At 65.1% G+C, this 16347-nt stretch carries 19 protein-coding genes; 14 read left to right on the top strand and 5 right to left on the bottom strand.

Annotated features, from left to right (window positions below):
- Positions 1-43 precede the first annotated feature (43 nt).
- Both PEM_RS18040 and PEM_RS18035 read left to right on the top strand, forming a co-directional pair.
- Positions 44-1471, top strand: coding sequence for a DcaP family trimeric outer membrane transporter (locus PEM_RS18040; RefSeq protein WP_111174895.1), 1428 nt, complete (start codon positions 44-46; stop codon positions 1469-1471).
- Positions 1472-1598: 127 nt separating this feature from the next.
- Positions 1599-3260: an MFS transporter gene (locus PEM_RS18035; protein WP_005420402.1), complete on the top strand. Its 1662-nt coding sequence runs from the start codon at positions 1599-1601 to the stop codon at positions 3258-3260.
- 295 nt (positions 3261-3555) lie between these two features.
- On the opposite strand, the gene PEM_RS18030 is transcribed toward PEM_RS18035, so the two are convergent.
- From PEM_RS18030 to PEM_RS18020, 4 genes are read right to left on the bottom strand one after another with little or no spacing between them, the layout of a single operon-like run.
- Positions 3556-4191, bottom strand: a complete 636-nt coding sequence (locus tag PEM_RS18030) for a hypothetical protein (RefSeq protein ID WP_146256599.1) — start codon at positions 4189-4191, stop codon at positions 3556-3558.
- A gap of 51 nt (positions 4192-4242) precedes the next feature.
- Positions 4243-4956 carry a hypothetical protein gene (locus tag PEM_RS18025; RefSeq protein WP_146256598.1) on the bottom strand — a complete coding sequence of 238 codons (714 nt, stop codon included), beginning with the start codon at positions 4954-4956 and terminating at the stop codon, positions 4243-4245.
- Entirely contained in the window at positions 4953-5393 is a 441-nt protein-coding gene (locus PEM_RS20370) for a hypothetical protein (RefSeq protein WP_146256597.1), read from the bottom strand. The genes PEM_RS18025 and PEM_RS20370 overlap by 4 nt, the downstream gene beginning before the upstream one ends.
- Positions 5360-5758 carry a hypothetical protein gene (locus PEM_RS18020; RefSeq protein WP_146256596.1) on the bottom strand — a complete coding sequence of 133 codons (399 nt, stop codon included), beginning with the start codon at positions 5756-5758 and terminating at the stop codon, positions 5360-5362. The genes PEM_RS20370 and PEM_RS18020 overlap by 34 nt, the downstream gene beginning before the upstream one ends.
- 416 nt (positions 5759-6174) lie before the next feature.
- On the opposite strand from PEM_RS18020, the gene PEM_RS20365 reads away from it, so the two are divergent.
- From PEM_RS20365 to xth, 4 genes are all read left to right on the top strand, one after another.
- Complete coding sequence (locus PEM_RS20365; RefSeq protein ID WP_146256595.1) at positions 6175-6729, top strand: hypothetical protein; 555 nt, start codon at positions 6175-6177, stop codon at positions 6727-6729.
- A gap of 51 nt (positions 6730-6780) precedes the next feature.
- Entirely contained in the window at positions 6781-7323 is a 543-nt protein-coding gene (locus tag PEM_RS18010; protein ID WP_181453243.1) for a DUF3304 domain-containing protein, read from the top strand.
- A gap of 127 nt (positions 7324-7450) precedes the next feature.
- Complete coding sequence (locus tag PEM_RS18005; protein WP_111174899.1) at positions 7451-8860, top strand: coniferyl aldehyde dehydrogenase; 1410 nt, start codon at positions 7451-7453, stop codon at positions 8858-8860.
- 161 nt (positions 8861-9021) lie between these two features.
- Positions 9022-9789 (top strand): exodeoxyribonuclease III, encoded by a 768-nt coding sequence (gene xth / locus PEM_RS18000; protein ID WP_111174900.1) that lies wholly within the window; start codon positions 9022-9024, stop codon positions 9787-9789.
- A 71-nt stretch (positions 9790-9860) separates the two neighbouring features.
- Here the strand turns inward: xth and PEM_RS17995 are convergent, their stop codons facing one another.
- On the bottom strand, positions 9861-10112 hold the full coding sequence (locus tag PEM_RS17995; RefSeq protein ID WP_005411656.1) for a GlsB/YeaQ/YmgE family stress response membrane protein: 252 nt from the start codon (positions 10110-10112) through the stop codon (positions 9861-9863).
- An 84-nt stretch (positions 10113-10196) separates the two neighbouring features.
- On the opposite strand from PEM_RS17995, the gene PEM_RS17990 reads away from it, so the two are divergent.
- From PEM_RS17990 to PEM_RS17955, 8 genes are all read left to right on the top strand, one after another.
- The gene (locus PEM_RS17990) at positions 10197-10796 is read left to right on the top strand and encodes a 4'-phosphopantetheinyl transferase superfamily protein (protein ID WP_005420390.1); all 600 of its coding nucleotides are present in this window, start codon (positions 10197-10199) and stop codon (positions 10794-10796) included.
- Positions 10797-10835: 39 nt separating this feature from the next.
- On the top strand, positions 10836-11474 hold the full coding sequence (rsmG, locus tag PEM_RS17985; RefSeq protein WP_005420388.1) for a 16S rRNA (guanine(527)-N(7))-methyltransferase RsmG: 639 nt from the start codon (positions 10836-10838) through the stop codon (positions 11472-11474).
- Positions 11475-11586: 112 nt separating this feature from the next.
- On the top strand, positions 11587-12384 hold the full coding sequence (locus PEM_RS17980; protein WP_005420387.1) for a ParA family protein: 798 nt from the start codon (positions 11587-11589) through the stop codon (positions 12382-12384).
- Positions 12384-13307 (top strand): ParB/RepB/Spo0J family partition protein, encoded by a 924-nt coding sequence (locus PEM_RS17975; RefSeq protein ID WP_049415931.1) that lies wholly within the window; start codon positions 12384-12386, stop codon positions 13305-13307. The genes PEM_RS17980 and PEM_RS17975 overlap by 1 nt, the downstream gene beginning before the upstream one ends.
- A 122-nt stretch (positions 13308-13429) precedes the next feature.
- The gene (locus tag PEM_RS17970) at positions 13430-14164 is read left to right on the top strand and encodes a suppressor of fused domain protein (protein WP_005420384.1); all 735 of its coding nucleotides are present in this window, start codon (positions 13430-13432) and stop codon (positions 14162-14164) included.
- 45 nt (positions 14165-14209) lie between these two features.
- Positions 14210-15175, top strand: a complete 966-nt coding sequence (locus tag PEM_RS17965) for an NAD-dependent epimerase/dehydratase family protein (RefSeq protein WP_005420382.1) — start codon at positions 14210-14212, stop codon at positions 15173-15175.
- A gap of 90 nt (positions 15176-15265) precedes the next feature.
- The gene (locus PEM_RS17960) at positions 15266-15988 is read left to right on the top strand and encodes a glycosyltransferase family 2 protein (RefSeq protein ID WP_049399165.1); all 723 of its coding nucleotides are present in this window, start codon (positions 15266-15268) and stop codon (positions 15986-15988) included.
- On the top strand, positions 15988-16335 hold the full coding sequence (locus PEM_RS17955) for a lipid-A-disaccharide synthase N-terminal domain-containing protein (protein ID WP_005420378.1): 348 nt from the start codon (positions 15988-15990) through the stop codon (positions 16333-16335). The genes PEM_RS17960 and PEM_RS17955 overlap by 1 nt, the downstream gene beginning before the upstream one ends.
- Positions 16336-16347: the final 12 nt, after the last annotated feature.

The following is a 16347-nucleotide window of genomic DNA, read 5'->3' as shown; positions in this document are numbered from 1 at the left end:
CCCCACGCGCGGCATCACCTTGCCACTTGGGAGAGAGGGCAACATGAGCCACCGTACGTTGAAAGCCGTGCGCACACCTTTGGCGGCCTGCCTGCTGGTCGCCCTGGTCGCACCGGGCATGGCGTTCGCAGAGACCGCCAAAGAGAAGGCACTGGAAGCACGCGTTGCCGAACTGGAACGCCAGGTCCAGCTGCTGCTGTCTTCGCAGCAACAACAACAGACCCAGATCAGCCAGACCCAGCAGGCGGTAACCGAAGTGCGCACGGTGCAGGCCGAGCAGAAGCCGGTTGCACAGGTGCCGGCCGGCAAGCAGCCGATCCAGGTCACCACCATCACCCCGGGCGCGGCACCGGGCACCACGGTCAAGATCGGCGGCTTCATCAAGGCCGACTTCCTGGCCACCCAGACCAGCGATGGCCAGCTGGCCGACGACGCCACCGGCCGTTCGCTGTACCTCCCGGGCCAGACCCCGGTGGAAGGCGCCGGCGGCAGCGGCAAGCGCTCGGGCACCGATTTCAACGCCCATGCCAAGTTCTCGCGCTTCAACCTGGGCATCGACAACGTCAGCGAATCGGGCAACAAGGCCGGTGCGTTCTTCGAGATGGACTTCTTCGGCAACTCGCTGGGCAACCAGACTGCCACCAATACCTACGGCGTGACCCTGCGCCACGCCTACATGTACTGGAACAACTGGCTGGCCGGCCAGACCTGGTCCAACTTCATGGACGCGGCCGCACTGCCCGAAGCGGTCGACTTCGTCGGCCCCACCGACGGCGTGATCTTCGTGCGCCAAGCGCAGGTGCGCTACACCCAGGGCGGCTTCAGTGTCGCACTGGAAAACCCGGAAACCACCACCCTCACCGGCACCCGCAACCCGGTCACCGGCGCCTGGACCAACGCCAGCGCCAACTCCGACCGTGGCAGCCTGCCCGATCTGACCCTGCGCTATGGCTGGAAGGGCGACTGGGGCACCTTCGGTGTCGGCGGCATCGTCCGTCAGCTGAAGGTCGACAACCAGGCCACCGGCGCGAAGGCCGACAAGGTGGCTGGCGGCCTGACCCTGGGCGGCAAGTGGGTGATGGGTGACAGCGATTCGCTGCATTACCAGCTGACCGGCGGCGAAGGCATCGCTCGCTACATCGGCCTGGGCATCACCGCCGACAGCGCCTACGACGTGGCCCGCGATGAGCTCAACCCGACCGGCGTGCTGGCCGGCTACGTGGGCTGGCGGCATGCGTTCTCGCCGAAGCTGCGCACCAACCTGATCTACGCGCGCAGCGACTACGACAACGACAGCATCCTCGGCCCGCTGGTGACCAAGAGCGTGCAGAGCGTCCGCGGCAACATCTTCTATTCACCGCTGCCCAAGGTCGATATCGGCGCCGAGCTGATGTACGGCCGTCGCGAAGTGGAGAACGGCAACAAGGGTGACATCACCCGGTTGCAGTTCACTACGAAGTACAGCTTCTAAGAGCGTGCCGGCCAGCGGCCGGCACCTACCGAGATGGGGTGCCGGCCAAGGTCGGCATCTACCGAATTGAGTGCCGACCAACGGTCGGCACCCACCAACAACGATTGCTTCGGAGGGGAAGCGTCCCATGTCCAGTACACCCAGCACCGCACATAAAGCGGGCACCCTGACCAAGGGCCACAAGAAGGTCATCTTCGCCTCGAGCCTCGGCACGGTCTTCGAGTGGTATGACTTCTTCCTGTACGGCTCGCTCGCGGCCATCATCGCCAAGCAGTTCTTCAGTGGCGTCAATGAAACCACGGGCATGATCTTCGCCCTGCTGGCGTTCGCCGCCGGCTTCTTCGTGCGTCCGTTCGGCGCGGCCTTCTTCGGCAGCCTCGGCGACCGCATCGGCCGCAAGTACACCTTCCTGGTCACCATCCTGATCATGGGCATCTCGACCTTCCTGGTCGGCGTGCTGCCCAACTACGCCTCGATCGGTTTCGCCGCACCGGTGATCCTGATCATCCTGCGCCTGGCCCAGGGCCTGGCGATGGGCGGCGAGTACGGCGGTGCCGCCACCTACGTGGCCGAGCACGCGCCGGACGACAAGCGCGGCCTGTACACCAGCTTCATCCAGTGCACCGCCACGCTCGGCCTGTTCCTGTCGCTGCTGATCATCCTGGCCTGCCGCATGACGCTGGGCAACGAGGCCTTCGAGGCCTGGGGCTGGCGCATTCCGTTCCTGGTGTCGATCCTGCTGCTGGGCATTTCGGTATGGATCCGCCTGCAGCTGAGCGAATCGCCGCTGTTCCAGCAGATGAAGGCTGAAGGCAAGGGCTCCAAGACCCCGTTCCGCGACAGCCTGAAGGGCGGCAACCTGAAGCTGATGTTGCTGGTCCTGCTCGGTGCAGCGGCTGGCCAGGCCGTGGTCTGGTACGGCGGACAGTTCTACGCGCTGTTCTTCCTCAGCAGCATGCTGAAGGTCGATGCCACCACCTCCTACCTGCTGATCGCCGCAGCGCTGGCACTGGGCACGCCGTTCTTCATCTTCTTCGGCTGGCTGTCCGACCGCATCGGCCGCAAGAAGATCATCCTGGCCGGCTGCCTGCTGGCGGCCATCACCTACATCCCGATCTTCAAGGGCCTGACCCACTTCGCCAACCCGGCCATCGAAGAAGCCCGCAGCAGCTCGCCGGCCCTGGTCGTCGCCGATCCGGCCACCTGCTCGTTCCAGTTCGATCCGGTCGGCCTGCGCAAGTTCACCAGCTCCTGCGACGTGGCGACCGCCGCGTTGACCAAGGCCGGTGTGCCGTACGACGTGCAGCCCGCCGCCGCCGGTTCGCTGGCGATGGTGAACGTGGGCAGTGCCAGCGTCACCTCGTATGAGGCCGCCGGCCTGACCAAGGAAGAAGGCAAGGCCAAGGCCGATGCGTTCGGCGCGGAACTGAAGACCGCCCTGACCTCTGCCGGCTACCCGGCCAAGGCCGATGGCGCACGCATCAACATCGCCGGCACCATCTTCATGCTGTGGCTGCTGGTGCTGTACGTGACCATGGTCTACGGCCCGATCGCCGCCTATCTGGTCGAACTGTTCCCGACCCGCATCCGCTACACCTCGATGTCGCTGCCGTACCACATCGGCAACGGCTGGTTCGGTGGCTTCCTGCCGGCGATCTCGTTCGCGCTGGTGGCCGGTACCGGCAACCTGTACTACGGCCTGTGGTACCCGATTGCGATCGCACTGATGTCGGTGGTGATCGGCGGCCTGTTCCTGCGCGAAACCAAGAACGTGGATATCACCAAATAACCGGCGTGCCGACCAACGGTCGGCACCCACCGGGTTTCAGGGGCCGTGGTGCAGACCACGGCCTTTTCGTTACCCTGTAGCGCCGAGCCATGCTCGGCGACCGCGCAACGCGCGGTACAAAACTCCGCAGACGCGAAAAGGCAGCGCACAATGTCGAAATCGCGGTTGAAATGCATCCGAAGCCACAGCCCAAATCGCGCCCGGGGTCGGAACCCTTTCGCATGCGAAAGGGCTCTGACCCAATCGCGGTAGGCAGTGCACGTTAGAGCCTGGTGCAGTCGATCAACAGTCGCCTCTACCCGCCGTACAGCGCCTTTCTCTGCGAAGGAGTGACTTCAAAGATCTCCGCATCGATCAGCTTCCTGTAGTGGTCTCTGTTGCTTGGACCTGGCGGGTCGCAGCGAAGCAGATTATCGATGGAACCATCGGGTGCATCCGATGGGCTCAGGCGGCCTGATGCATAGTCCTCTGCGGTAGGGCGCGCCTCAGAAAGGGTCAGGTCGGGAAGGGCCGGAGATACCCAGGCTCCAGCGTCGTTGAACTGCCCCCCACAGAATTGCCCGGTCTGACGCGCGAACAGGCAGCCGCTTCGTGTGTCGATGAAACCGCAGTACTGCCTTTCATGCAGAGAACCGCGCCCATCCGGCATGCCAACCTCTCCGGATTCCACATCAGAGACGAGCACATACCGGCCATCAGGGGACGTCGCCGGATCGGGGTCGTACTCGAACAGAGAGTACGACCGCTTTCCCTGTGCCATGCGGCGCACCAGCTCGCCCTGCTTCATCACCGACAGGTTCCGGTAGCGACCCTTCTCCTCGCCGTCGTATCGCAGTGTGATGTTGCTGCGAGCGTGCACCCATCTCCCGCTGCCAGACTTCGCATCCTCTGTTGACGGTAGCGTTGCAAGCACAGTGAAGATCAAGCTCAACAAATTCATTCTCCAGGAGGCCGTCATCTTGACGGGAGCATGCGATGGGCATCAGGGGCTCGTGGTGGTCCCTTCCGGGCATTCACCTTCCTCCGCCAGCTGCCGCCTCGAAAACTCCTTGATGCACAACAAGCGCTGTTCACTCTCATCGCCTGCCTGCCCGATTTCTCTGCGCAGCTGGTCGGCTCCCGGGCAGCGCGCAGCGCGAGCGACAACGAGGTTGCACACAGGAACAAACGGGAAGTACACGTCATGGCGTGGAATGTTCAGCTTCTCGTCCCAGGCCTTGAACGGGAAGAGCACATGTAACAGCCCATCCGCCGCCTCATCCTCGCTTGGTCGCCTGAGGGCGACATCCGGTGCATCCCTGAGCAACGTCGCATAGGCGTCCAGGAAGCGACGGCCCCGACGATCGTGCTCTGCTGGTGTCTTCGCCTGCCGCAAGGCTGCGTAGTAGGGAAAGAGGCGCTCTGCATCGGGTGCGTTGCAGGTGATGCCACGTGGCTGCGACTGCGTATTGCCAGGTTCCGCTGACCTGCATGAGGTGCGGTTCAGTCGCTCCTCCAAAGCAACCAGCACCCAATCGATGGTGGCGCCAGAGGTGGGCTCACCGTCCAGCTCGCCCACAAGCGACGCCAGGCTGTCGCCCACCATCGGGACATACTCGCGCTCTGCATCCAGTGCGGAATGGGCATGGGGCGGCGGGGGTGCAGTCGACGCTGCAGACAGGGACAGTAGAGCGGCGATTGCCAGCGCCACCATCATCGATTGCACGCCAGATCGCCGATCGAATCAGGCTGCAGCGCGATGGAGCACCACCTGACCGCCTTGCGTCCCCTTCGTGAGGGAATGAATTCGACTTCCACATTCAGACGGTCATCGTGGAAATCGAATGTCTTGAAGTCGACCAACGCGAAGTCGTGATCGAAGCGGGCGCCTCCGACGGAGCAGATGGATTTCTCGCGGTGATACTCGACTGGATGGCGGCGTCTGATGGACTGAATCGTCAGGCATGGATCGTCGGCGATTACGACATACCTGAAGTAGCGCTCTCGGATAATTGCCCCATCGGCCTTCGTGACTTTTGAGTAGTCGATGTGCCGCTCCGAGGCTTTGGCGGGGCTGCCCGACAGGGTTGACGCAGCGTAAAGAACAATCCAAGGCGTGGTCAGTAGTACACGCTTCCATACTCGAGTGAACATTCCAGATCTCCGATAGACCTATTTCCGATTTCAATTGAACAAGGTCTCACTTCATGGCCGCTACCGCGAAGTTTGATGAATTCGATCTCCAGTGATAGTCGGTCTGGCTCAAAGTCGACCCTCCACACGTCGACAAACGCGAAGTCACGGTGAAAGTGCATCTCCCCAAGCGAACAGATTGTCTTCTGGCGAACGAGGCCTTCCATGTTCGCGGCTTTGAAGATCTGAACCGTGATGCAAGCCGAGTCCTCCCTGAGCACGATGTAACGCACCCACTGGCCCTTCACTCTTTGGACACCGACCATTCCAACATTCTCGTAGTCAATAGGCGGGGTCGAGGCTCCGGCAGAGAAGGCCATCAGCATCAAGCCAGCTAGAACTGCGGATAGCCCGCGCATCTCCTAATGCTCCTTGGCACGGAAGACGCATACATTGGTGGAGATGAAGCCGCTCGACCATGAAAGAAGTACGAATTTGCACATCTTCCTACAACCCTGGGACGAGATGACGTATTTGGCCGCGCCATGGAGCGGGGCTTCCGGCTAGAACTGACAATCAATGTCGCGTAAGGCCACTGGCTCTTGCGCCAGCGTCTTCCGTAAAATGGAATGCCCATGAATCGGCATGGATCATGCACAGCCTTCTTCTTGCAGCGGCTATCGCGGCAGCAGCGCCGGCCGCCAATGCATCAACACATGTAATCACCGGCGTGGTTCCTGGCGTCCGAGATGGATTGGACTACGCGCAGGTGCGCACGATACTTCCAAATGAGCCTCGGATAGTGAAGAAGCTCATCGCCGAGAATCGACAAGGTCGCGTCCAGATAGAGGGAAGATCACCCGCGATCAAAGAAGCATGCGAGACGGAGAAAGTCTGGTTGTCCTGGAACAACGCCGTACCCGATGCCGCGTTAGTAACCTGCGACTGTAGTTGCACCTCGCATGACAATTCCGGCTGGCTGGTCGAAACAGGATTGGATGGCGATGTGTCTCGGGTACGTCGCGTCGCTCTGGGCAAGGTGTCCAGCGTCGAGGAGCTCGAGCGCTATGGGGAGCGCGTTCCGGACACATTTTCGTCGCATCCATGGTGCTCAGGTGCCAAGCCGAAGGCGCCGACGAATGCTGTGTTTGCGACGTTGATGAAGCAACCCAGTCAAATGGGAGATACTCCCTACTGCTTTACACCCCACTTCATCATTGATGACCGGAGCGCGCTGCTTCGGATGACTCCTATGGCCGGTGAAGCCGTCTCAGACGCCCCGGCAGCAGAAGCGGCGATGATCGCGCGGGAGGTCGAGTTCCTGCGTGATTGGCGGCTGGAGTTTGCGCCTGAGTAGCGCATTCGTTCCCTCGGACAAAGTATGAGGGCTATACATTATGGGGCTTCAATGATGTTTGTTTTGAAGCGCGTGGCGCTGGCATGTCTTGCTGGCCCACCGCTGCTCCTATTTGCTTACGCTGTGGATGCCAGTGCGATCTACGGCGTCAACCACACCCATTGGGCGATCAACCGTTTCAGTGTCGATGGCCGTTCGGCCGTTGACAGCATTGGCCCGTATCAAGGCGGCGGTGGAGGGTGCTGTTACACGGTTCCAGATCAGTGGCGGCCAGGGATGATGGTACGAGTCGATTGGGAAACCGGGGTAGGAGGCTCAAAAGGATTTCCTGGATTTGCAGATGAGTCGAAATACGACGTCTGGCTGCAACAAATCGAGGCACAAAAGAGAACGCACAGCAAAGTCGTCCCCGTCCCGGATTACACCGATCAGAGCGTCTGCGGCGTCACCGTGCACTTCCTGCCCTGTGATGACATTCAGGTCACCACCTCCTGTTACGCCTACGGCAGCCCCGAATACCCGATCAAGATTCCGCTTGAGTTGCCAGAACCCCAGTCATGCCCGGCACAACGTACCGACCAGCAGAAGACGTAGTGATGGACGGGTTTGCATGCGAGGGTGAACGCATGCAAGGCGGTCGGGAGGTGTCCGAATGAGACCCCGTGCCACGGCGTGAAGGTTGGCATGCGAGCCGGGCACGGCTCGACCCTACAATCGGCCCATGACCACCACCGCCCCAGCCGACCTTCCCGTCCTTCTCCACACCCTGCGCAGCGCCTGGCAGTCGCAGCGGCCCACGCTCGACCAGCGCGAAGCCGACCTGCGTCGCCTGCGCGAGGCGCTGAAGGTGCGGCTGGATGAAATGGCCCAGGCCATCGCCGCGGACTTCGGCCATCGCGCCCACGTTGAATCGAAACTGGCCGATGGCATGAGCGTGCTGTCGGCCATCGACCACCTGCGCCGCCACCTGCGGCGCTGGTCGAAGCCGCAGCGGGCATCGGCGGGATGGAAGTTGTGGCCAGCGCGCGCGCAGCTGCGGCCGACGCCACTGGGCGTGGTCGGGGTGATCTCGCCCTGGAACTACCCGGTCACGCTGGCATTGGTGCCTTTGGCCACCGCCATCGCTGCGGGCAACCATGTGCTGCTGAAGCCTTCGGAACACACGCCGCGCACCAGTGCGTTCCTGGCCGATCTGCTGGCCAGCGTGTTCCCGCCCGATCGGGTGGCGGTGGTGCAGGGCGGGGCGGATGTGGCCGCGGCGGTGTCCTCGCTGCCGCTGGACCATCTGCTGTTCACCGGCTCGACGGCCGTTGGCCGCAAGGTGATGGCCGCCGCCGCCGAGCATCTGGTGCCGGTCACGCTGGAACTGGGCGGCAAGTCGCCGGCCATCGTCTGCCGCGATTTTCCGCTGGGAAAAGCCGCCGCGCGGCTGGCCACCGGCAAGTGGTTCAACGCGGGCCAGACCTGCATCGCGCCGGATTATGTGCTGATCGATACGGTCCGCCAGCGCGAGTTCGTACAGGCGCTGCAGCAGCAGGTGCGCGAACGCTATGGCGACTTCAGCAATGCCGACGACTACACGCGCATCATCAACGAGGGCCAGTACCAGCGCCTGCAGGGCTACCTGGTGCAGGCGCGCGAACGTGGCGTGCCGGTGATCCCGCTGGCGCAGGTGGATCCTGCGCGCGCCAACCGCGAGCGCCTGCTGGTGCCGACCGTGGTGCTGGACCCGCCGGACGACCTGGACCTGATGCGCGAGGAGATCTTCGGGCCGATCCTGCCCGTGCGGGCCTACCTGGACCTGGAGGCGGCGCTGGCGGACGTGCTGTCCCGCGAACGGCCGCTGGCGCTGTATCCCTTCAGCCATGACACGGCCACGGTGGAGCGCATCCTCGGCCAGGTGGTGGCCGGTGGCGTGACGGTAAATGACACGCTGCTGCACTTCGCCGCCGATGGCCTGCCGTTTGGCGGGGTGGGGGCCAGCGGCATGGGCGCGTACCACGGCCGGGCCGGGTTCGATGCGATGAGCAAGCGGCTGCCGGTGCTGTGGCAGTCGCGCTGGGCGGCCAGCGACCGGCTGCGGCCGCCGTATTCGAAGATTGCGGGTTTGTTGAAGCTGCTGCTGCGGTAGTGCCGGCCGCTGGCCGGCAACTGCGGGGTCCTGCCGACGGTTCATGGGGTTGCCGGCCAGCGGCCGGCACTACCGGTGGGTGCAAACCTTGGTTGGCACGGGGGCGGCCATGCGCCACCCAGGTTGGCGTCTACCAAAGCCCACCCGGGTAGAATGCCCGCATGAAAATCGCCTCGTGGAACGTCAATTCGCTCAATGTCCGCCTGCCGCACCTGGAACAGTGGCTCAAGGAGTTCGGCCCGGACATCGTCGGTATCCAGGAAACCAAGCTGGAGGACCACAAGTTCCCCGATTCGGCGCTGATCGCTGCCGGCTACCGCAGCGTGTTCGCCGGCCAGAAGACCTACAACGGCGTGGCGCTGCTGTCGCGTGAGCCTGCACAGGACGTGCAGATCGGCATTCCCGGCTTCGAGGACGAGCAGAAGCGCGTCATCGCCGGTACCTTCGGCGACCTGCGGGTAATCAACCTGTACGTGGTCAACGGCCAGGACATCGGTACCGACAAGTACGAGTACAAGTTGCGCTGGCTTGAGGCGGTGCATGCCTGGATCGCCGAAGAACTGCAGCGCCACCCGAAGCTGATCGTGATGGGGGACTTCAACATTGCCCCGGACGCACGCGACGTGCACGACCCGCAGGTGTGGAACGACAACCACATCCTGACCTCCACCGCCGAGCGCGGCGCGCTCAACAAGCTGCTGCAGCTGGGCCTGCACGATGGCTTCCGCCTGCACAACGACGAGGCGGGCACCTTCAGCTGGTGGGATTACCGCGCCGCCGGCTTCCGTCGCAACCTGGGCCTGCGCATCGACCTGACCCTGGTCTCCGATGCGCTGAAGAGCGGTGCGGTGGCTTCGGGCATCGACCGCGAGCCGCGCACCTGGGAACGTCCGAGCGACCATGCGCCGGCGTGGGTGCAGATCGGTTGAACGAACGGGGCCCGGCATCGCCGGGCCCGTTCTGAAAGGCCCGCCGGCCAGCGGCCGGCGCTACCGCCGTGTCAGCGTATGCTCTTGCGGGTGAACAGATTGACGATCGCCAGCAGGATCACTGCACCGATCAGCGAGAACAGGAAGGTTCGAATGGTGATCGCTTCGTTGATGCCGCCGCCGAACAGCCAGCCGGAAATCAGCGCGCCGACGATGCCGACCACGATGTTGAGGATGATGCCCTGCTGGGCATCGCGCTTCATGATGATGCTGGCCAGCCAGCCTACGATGCCGCCGACGATCAGCCAGATGATGATGCCCATGATCGAACCTCCGGTGGGGAACGGTGACCAGTTGACGCGCAGGGCCGTGAACCCGTCGTGCAATCGTGTGACGGGCGCGTGCGCATGAGCCTGCCAGCCACCCTCGATGGCCCGTGGCGCTTCGGTCCGGTGACGGTCTGGCGGCGCCCGCACGTGCCCGGCCAGCGCGGCGAACCGCAGGCACGGCAGGTGCTGGCGCAGGCCCTCGGGGCCGATCCGGAGACGCTGCCGCTGGTCCGCGATGACAAGGGCCGGCCGGAGCTGAGCGGCGCATTGGCCCACTACGGCACCGGCTGGAGCCACAGCGGCGAGGTGCTGCTGGTGGCGCTGGGCGAAGGCGTGCGGCTGGGCGTGGACCTGGAACTGCTGCGGCCGCGCGCCCGCCTGCTGGAGATCGTGCAGCGCTTCTTCCACCCGGAGGAGGTGGCGTGGCTGGAAAGCCTGGACCAGGCCGACCGCGAACACTGGTTCTTCCGCGTGTGGTGCGCCAAGGAAGCGATGCTGAAGGCGCACGGCCAGGGTATCTCGTTCGGCCTGCACCGCCTGCAGCTGGCGCCGGGGGCCGATGGCGCCCTGCACCTGCGCTGGTGCGACCCGGAACTGGGCGAGGCCGCGCGCTGGCACCTGCACGAATGGCAGGCCACCGGCCAGTTCCGGGCGGCGTTGGCCTGGTATCCGCACTGAGGCGGGGAATCAGCGCGCAAAACCGGCGATAATGCCGGCATGAGCGAACACCCACTTCCCGCCAGCGTGGCTGCCACGCTGGAACAGGGCCTGGCCAGCATGGGCCTGGATGCCGCGCTAGCGCCGCCGCTGCTGCGCTACCTGGCCCTGCTGCACCGCTGGAACGGCACCTACAACCTCACCGCCATCCGCGACCCGCAGGAGATGGTCACCCGCCACCTGCTCGACTCGCTGGCGATGCAGCCGTTCGTGGCCGATGGCAGCCTGGCCGACCTCGGCACCGGCCCCGGGCTGCCGGGCATCCCGCTGGCCATCGCCTGCCCGGGCCTGCAGGTGACCCTGGTCGAGAGCAATGGCAAGAAGGCGCGCTTCATGCGCGAGGCCGTGCGCCAACTCGGCCTGGGCAATGCCCGCGTGGCCGAATCGCGCGCCGAGGCGCTGGACGAGGCCGGTCGTTACGACCAGTTGACCGCCCGTGCCATGGATACCCTGGCCGGCATCGTCCGCGTCGGTGGCCACCTGCTGCGGCCGGGGGGCGTGCTGCTGGCCATGAAGGGCGTCTACCCGCATGAGGAGATCGCGGACTTGCCGGCTGGCTGGCAGGTGCGCGAGGTGACCCCGCTGAGCGTGCCCGGCCTGGCCGGCGAACGCCACCTGGTCACTGTTACAGGCCCTTGATTCCCGCCGCCAGCCCCTTGTGCAACAACGGGTTGGCGATCCACGATTTCCGCAAGGGGCCGGTTGTACGCATAATGACCGGTCCCAGCACACGTCGACGAGGCACACCCGCATGGCCCGCATCATCGCCATCGCCAACCAGAAGGGTGGCGTCGGCAAGACCACGACCGCCGTCAACCTGGCCGCTTCCCTGGCCAACGCACCCAAGCGCGTGCTGCTGGTCGACCTCGATTCGCAGGGCAACGCGACCATGGGCAGTGGCGTGGACAAGCGTGAGCTGGCCGCCTCCACCTACGATCTGCTGCTGGGCGAGTCCAGCGCCGCCGATGTACGCGTGCAGACCGCCGAAGGCTACGACCTGCTTCCCGGCAACATCGACCTGACCGCCGCCGAGATCCAGCTGATGGCGCAGAGCGAGCGCGAGCAGCGGCTGAAGCGCGCGCTGGCACCGATCCGCGACGAGTACGACTACATCCTGATCGACTGCCCGCCGGCGCTGTCGCTGCTGACGCTCAATGCGCTGGCCGCTGCCGATTCGGTGATCGTGCCGATGCAGTGCGAGTACTACGCCCTGGAAGGCCTGAGCGCGCTGGTGGAAACCATCGAAGCGCTGCGTGCCAACCTCAATCCGGCGCTGGAGATCGAAGGCGTGCTGCGCACCATGTTCGACGTGCGCAACAACCTGGCCAACGCGGTCTCGGCCGAGCTCACCGAGCACTTCGGCGATCGCGTGTTCCGCACCATCGTGCCGCGCAACGTTCGCCTGGCCGAGGCACCCAGCCATGGCCAGAGCATCGTCGGCTACGACCGCGCCTCGCGCGGTGGCGTGGCCTACCTGGGCCTGGCTGGCGAGATCATCCGCCGCAACAACGAACGCAACAAGGCCACCAAGGCCGTGGAGACCGTCTGATGACCAGCAGCAAGCCGGCAGCCAAGAAGCGAGGCCTCGGCCGTGGCCTGGACGCGCTGCTGGGCCCGAAGGGCGCGGTCAGCCAGGTGCAGGCCACCACGGCGGTGATCGAGCCGCTGCCGGGGGAAGTGCTGCGCAAGTTGCCGGTCGGCCAGCTGCAGCCGGGCAAGTACCAGCCGCGCCGCGAGATGGACGAGGGCAAGCTGTCCGAGCTGGCCGACTCGATCAAGTCGCAGGGCGTGATCCAGCCCATCTTGGTGCGCCAGCTGCCGGCGGGCAACTACGAAATCGTCGCCGGTGAACGCCGCTGGCGCGCATCGCAGCTGGCCGGGCTGGACGAAGTGCCGGTGGTGGTGCGCGAGCTGGAAGACCGCACCGTCATCGCGATGGCGCTGATCGAGAACATCCAGCGTGAAGACCTCAACCCGCTGGAGGAAGCCGAAGCGCTGCAGCGCCTGATCAGCGAGTTCACCCTCACCCATGCCGAGGCCGCCGAGGCCGTCGGCCGCTCGCGCGCGGCGGTGTCCAACCTGCTGCGCCTGCTGGAACTGCCGGTGGCGATCCGCCTGCTGCTGGAAACCCGCCGCCTGGAAATGGGGCATGCCCGTGCGCTGCTGACCCTGGCCCCCGAACTGGCCGGCAAGCTGGCCCAGGAAGCGGCCGACGAAGGCTGGTCGGTACGCGAGGTCGAGCGGCGGGCGCAGGCTTTCGCCGCCGGCAAGGTGCCGAGCAGCCGTCCGGTGGCCACGCCGAAGGTGCAGCAGGCCGACATCGCCTCGCTGGAAACCGAGCTGTCCGAAGCGCTCGGCGCCAAGGTGGCGATCAGCCACGGCCGTGGCGGCAAGGGCAAGCTGATCATCCACTACACCGACCTGGACACCCTGGACGGCGTGCTGGAAAAACTGCGCACGCGCCAGGGCTGAGCCCTGCGCCGCGTCGGGGGGCGGCCTGTTCCTGCCGCGCCCGGCGAATGACAGGGAACGCACCGCCACGCGCACCGGGAATGCACTGACCTCCGGCCGTGGCCTCATCCAGGGAGCAGGACATGAGCAACGACTACGAGGACGTCAGCCCGGACGGCACCCAGATACTGGTACATCGCCGTGAGAAGGACTTTGTGCTCGCCATCGGCGAAGAACGGCACATCGAGGCGATCAGCGCCCACATCGAACGCCACCTGGGCCCGGTGTCCGGTGTCTTCCATGAAATCATCTCCGACCTGGTGCACATCGACGTGCACGTGGTGCCGGCCAATGACCACTGCCCGTACCTGCGCCTGGTCACCTCCGGCATGAGCGACCTGCCGATGACCGTGCCCGCCGAGGTGGATGCGGACGTGCCGCGCTACATGGAACTGATGGTGACCCTGCCGGCCGACTGGCCGATGTCCCAGGACGCCTTCGAGGATGAGCGCAACTACTGGCCGGTGCGCCTGCTGAAGGGCATGGCGCGGTTGCCGCACGAGTACGACACGTGGCTGGGCTTCGGCCACACCATTCCCAACGGCCATCCCAGCGAGCCCTATGCGCCGGGCGTGGGTTTCGACGGTGCCATCGTGCTGCCGCCGGTGACCGCCCCGGAGGACTTCGCCACGCTGGAGCTGGAGGATGGCAATACCATCAGCTTCATGAGCCTGGTTCCGCTGTACCCCGAAGAGATGGACCTGAAGCTGAAGAAAGGCGCCGACGCCCTGCTCGACCGCTTCGATGCGAAACAGATCAACGATGTGATCGAGCCCGGCCGCACCAACGTGGCGAAGAAGCGTTTCGGTTTGTTCTGAGACCGGTAACATCAGGGGCCTGAACTTCGTTCCCAGGCCCCTGCCATGACCATCCTGCTCACCGGCGCTGCCGGCTTCATCGGTGCCTACACCGCCCGCGCGCTGCTGGAGGCCGGCCAGGCCGTGGTCGGCCTGGACAACTTCAACGATTACTACGACCCGCAGATCAAGCGTGACCGCGTGGCCGCGCTGTGTCCGGCGCTGGACCTGCGCACCCTGGACCTGACCGACCAGCAGGGCCTGGCCGCACTGTTCGACGAGGTGCGGCCGACCGCGGTGATCCACCTGGCCGCGCAGGCCGGCGTGCGCTATTCGCTGGAAAACCCGCATGCCTACGTCGACAGCAACCTGGTCGGCTTCGTCAACATGCTCGAGTTGTGCCGCCACCGTGGCGTGCAGCACCTCGTGTATGCCTCCAGCAGTTCGGTCTACGGCGATTCGGCCACGCCGCCGTTCTCCGAAGACCAGCGCGTGGACCAGCCGCGCTCGCTGTACGCGGCGACCAAGGCGGCCAACGAGCTGATGGCCTACACCTACGCGCAGCTGTACGGCCTGCATGCCACCGGGCTGCGCTTCTTCACCGTGTATGGCCCGTGGGGCCGGCCGGACATGGCACCGCTGCTGTTCTCGCGCGCGGTGCTGGCCGGTCGGCCGATCGACGTGTTCAACGAAGGCCGCATGCAGCGCGATTTCACACATGTCTCCGACATTGTGTCCGGTATCCTCGGCGCCCTCGCACATCCGGCCGACGGCCCGGTGCCGCACCGGGTGTTCAACCTCGGCAACCATACGCCGGTCGAGCTGGAGCGCTTCATCAGCGTGATCGAGCAGGCCGCCGGCCGCCCTGCGCAGAAGGTCTACAAGCCCATGCAGCCCGGCGACATGGTGCGCACGATGGCCGATACCCGGCGCGCACATGACGCTTTCGGCTTCGATGCGGTGACCCCGATCGAACAAGGCCTGCCGCCTGTGGTGCAGTGGTGCCGCGAGTATTTTGGCGATCGCGCCTGAGGACGGATCCTCACGCCGCCGGGTTCATCTTCGGATAACCTCGGTTTCGGAGAATGCGCGGTCTTTGTCCCCCCTTTGGCCGAGTGCCTTATGAGCCAACCCGAGCTTTCCGTTGTCGTCCCGGTGTTCAACGAGCGCGACAATGTTGCCCCGCTGGTCGCCGAAATCACCGCTGCGCTGCGTGGCCGGCTGCCGTTCGAGATCGTCTACATCGACGACCACTCGCGTGATGACACCCTGGTGGTGCTGCAGGGATTGAAGGCAACCACCCCGGAACTGCGCGTGCTGCACCATGTGAACCAGAGCGGGCAGAGCACGGCGGTGCGCACCGGCGTCAAGCACGCGCGCGCGCCGTGGATCGCCACCCTGGATGGCGATGGCCAGAACGATCCGGCCGATATTCCCAAGCTGCTTGCCGCACGCGACGCCGCCGAGGCGCAGGTGAAGCTGTTCGCCGGCTGGCGCGTCAACCGCCAGGACAGCGGCAGCAAGCGCTGGGCCAGCAAATGGGCCAACGCCATCCGTGCGCGCATGCTGCGCGACGACACGCCCGACACCGGTTGCGGCATCAAGCTGTTCGAACGCAGCGCGTTCCTCGACCTGCCGTACTTCGACCACATGCACCGTTACCTGCCAGCGCTGATGCAGCGTGCCGGCTGGAAGACCACCAGCGTGCCGGTCAATCACCGCCACCGTACCGCCGGCGTGTCCAAGTACAACAACCTCGGCCGCGCGCTGGTCGGCATCCGCGACCTGCGTGGCGTAGCCTGGCTGATCACCCGAAGCAAGCGCACCGCGGTGGAGGAGCGCTGATGGATCTGGAGCTGCACTGGCTGGATCAGCCCCTGACCTGGCTGTACTGGACCGGCCTGCATGTGACCGGCTGGAAGCTGATCGGCTACACCGGCGCACTGATGTTCGGCGGCCGCTGGCTGGTCCAGTTCATCGCCTCCAAGCGCGCCGGCAAACCCGTCATCCCGCGCCTGTTCTGGTACATGAGCGTGCTCGGCAGCCTGATGACCCTGAGCTACTTCCTGTTCTCGGCCAAGCAGGACTCGGTGGGTGTACTGCAGAACCTGTTCCCGGCGTTCACCGCGCTGTACAGCCTGCACCTGGACATCAAGCACCGCGGCTGGAAGCGCGACAGGGCCAGCCACTGAGGGCGCGGGGTC

The sequence above is a fragment of the Stenotrophomonas sp. Pemsol genome (assembly GCF_003586545.1).
GTDB lineage: Bacteria > Pseudomonadota > Gammaproteobacteria > Xanthomonadales > Xanthomonadaceae > Stenotrophomonas > Stenotrophomonas sepilia.
Note: the sequence above shows the minus strand (reverse complement) of the source record. Positions and strands in the feature narration are given on the sequence as shown.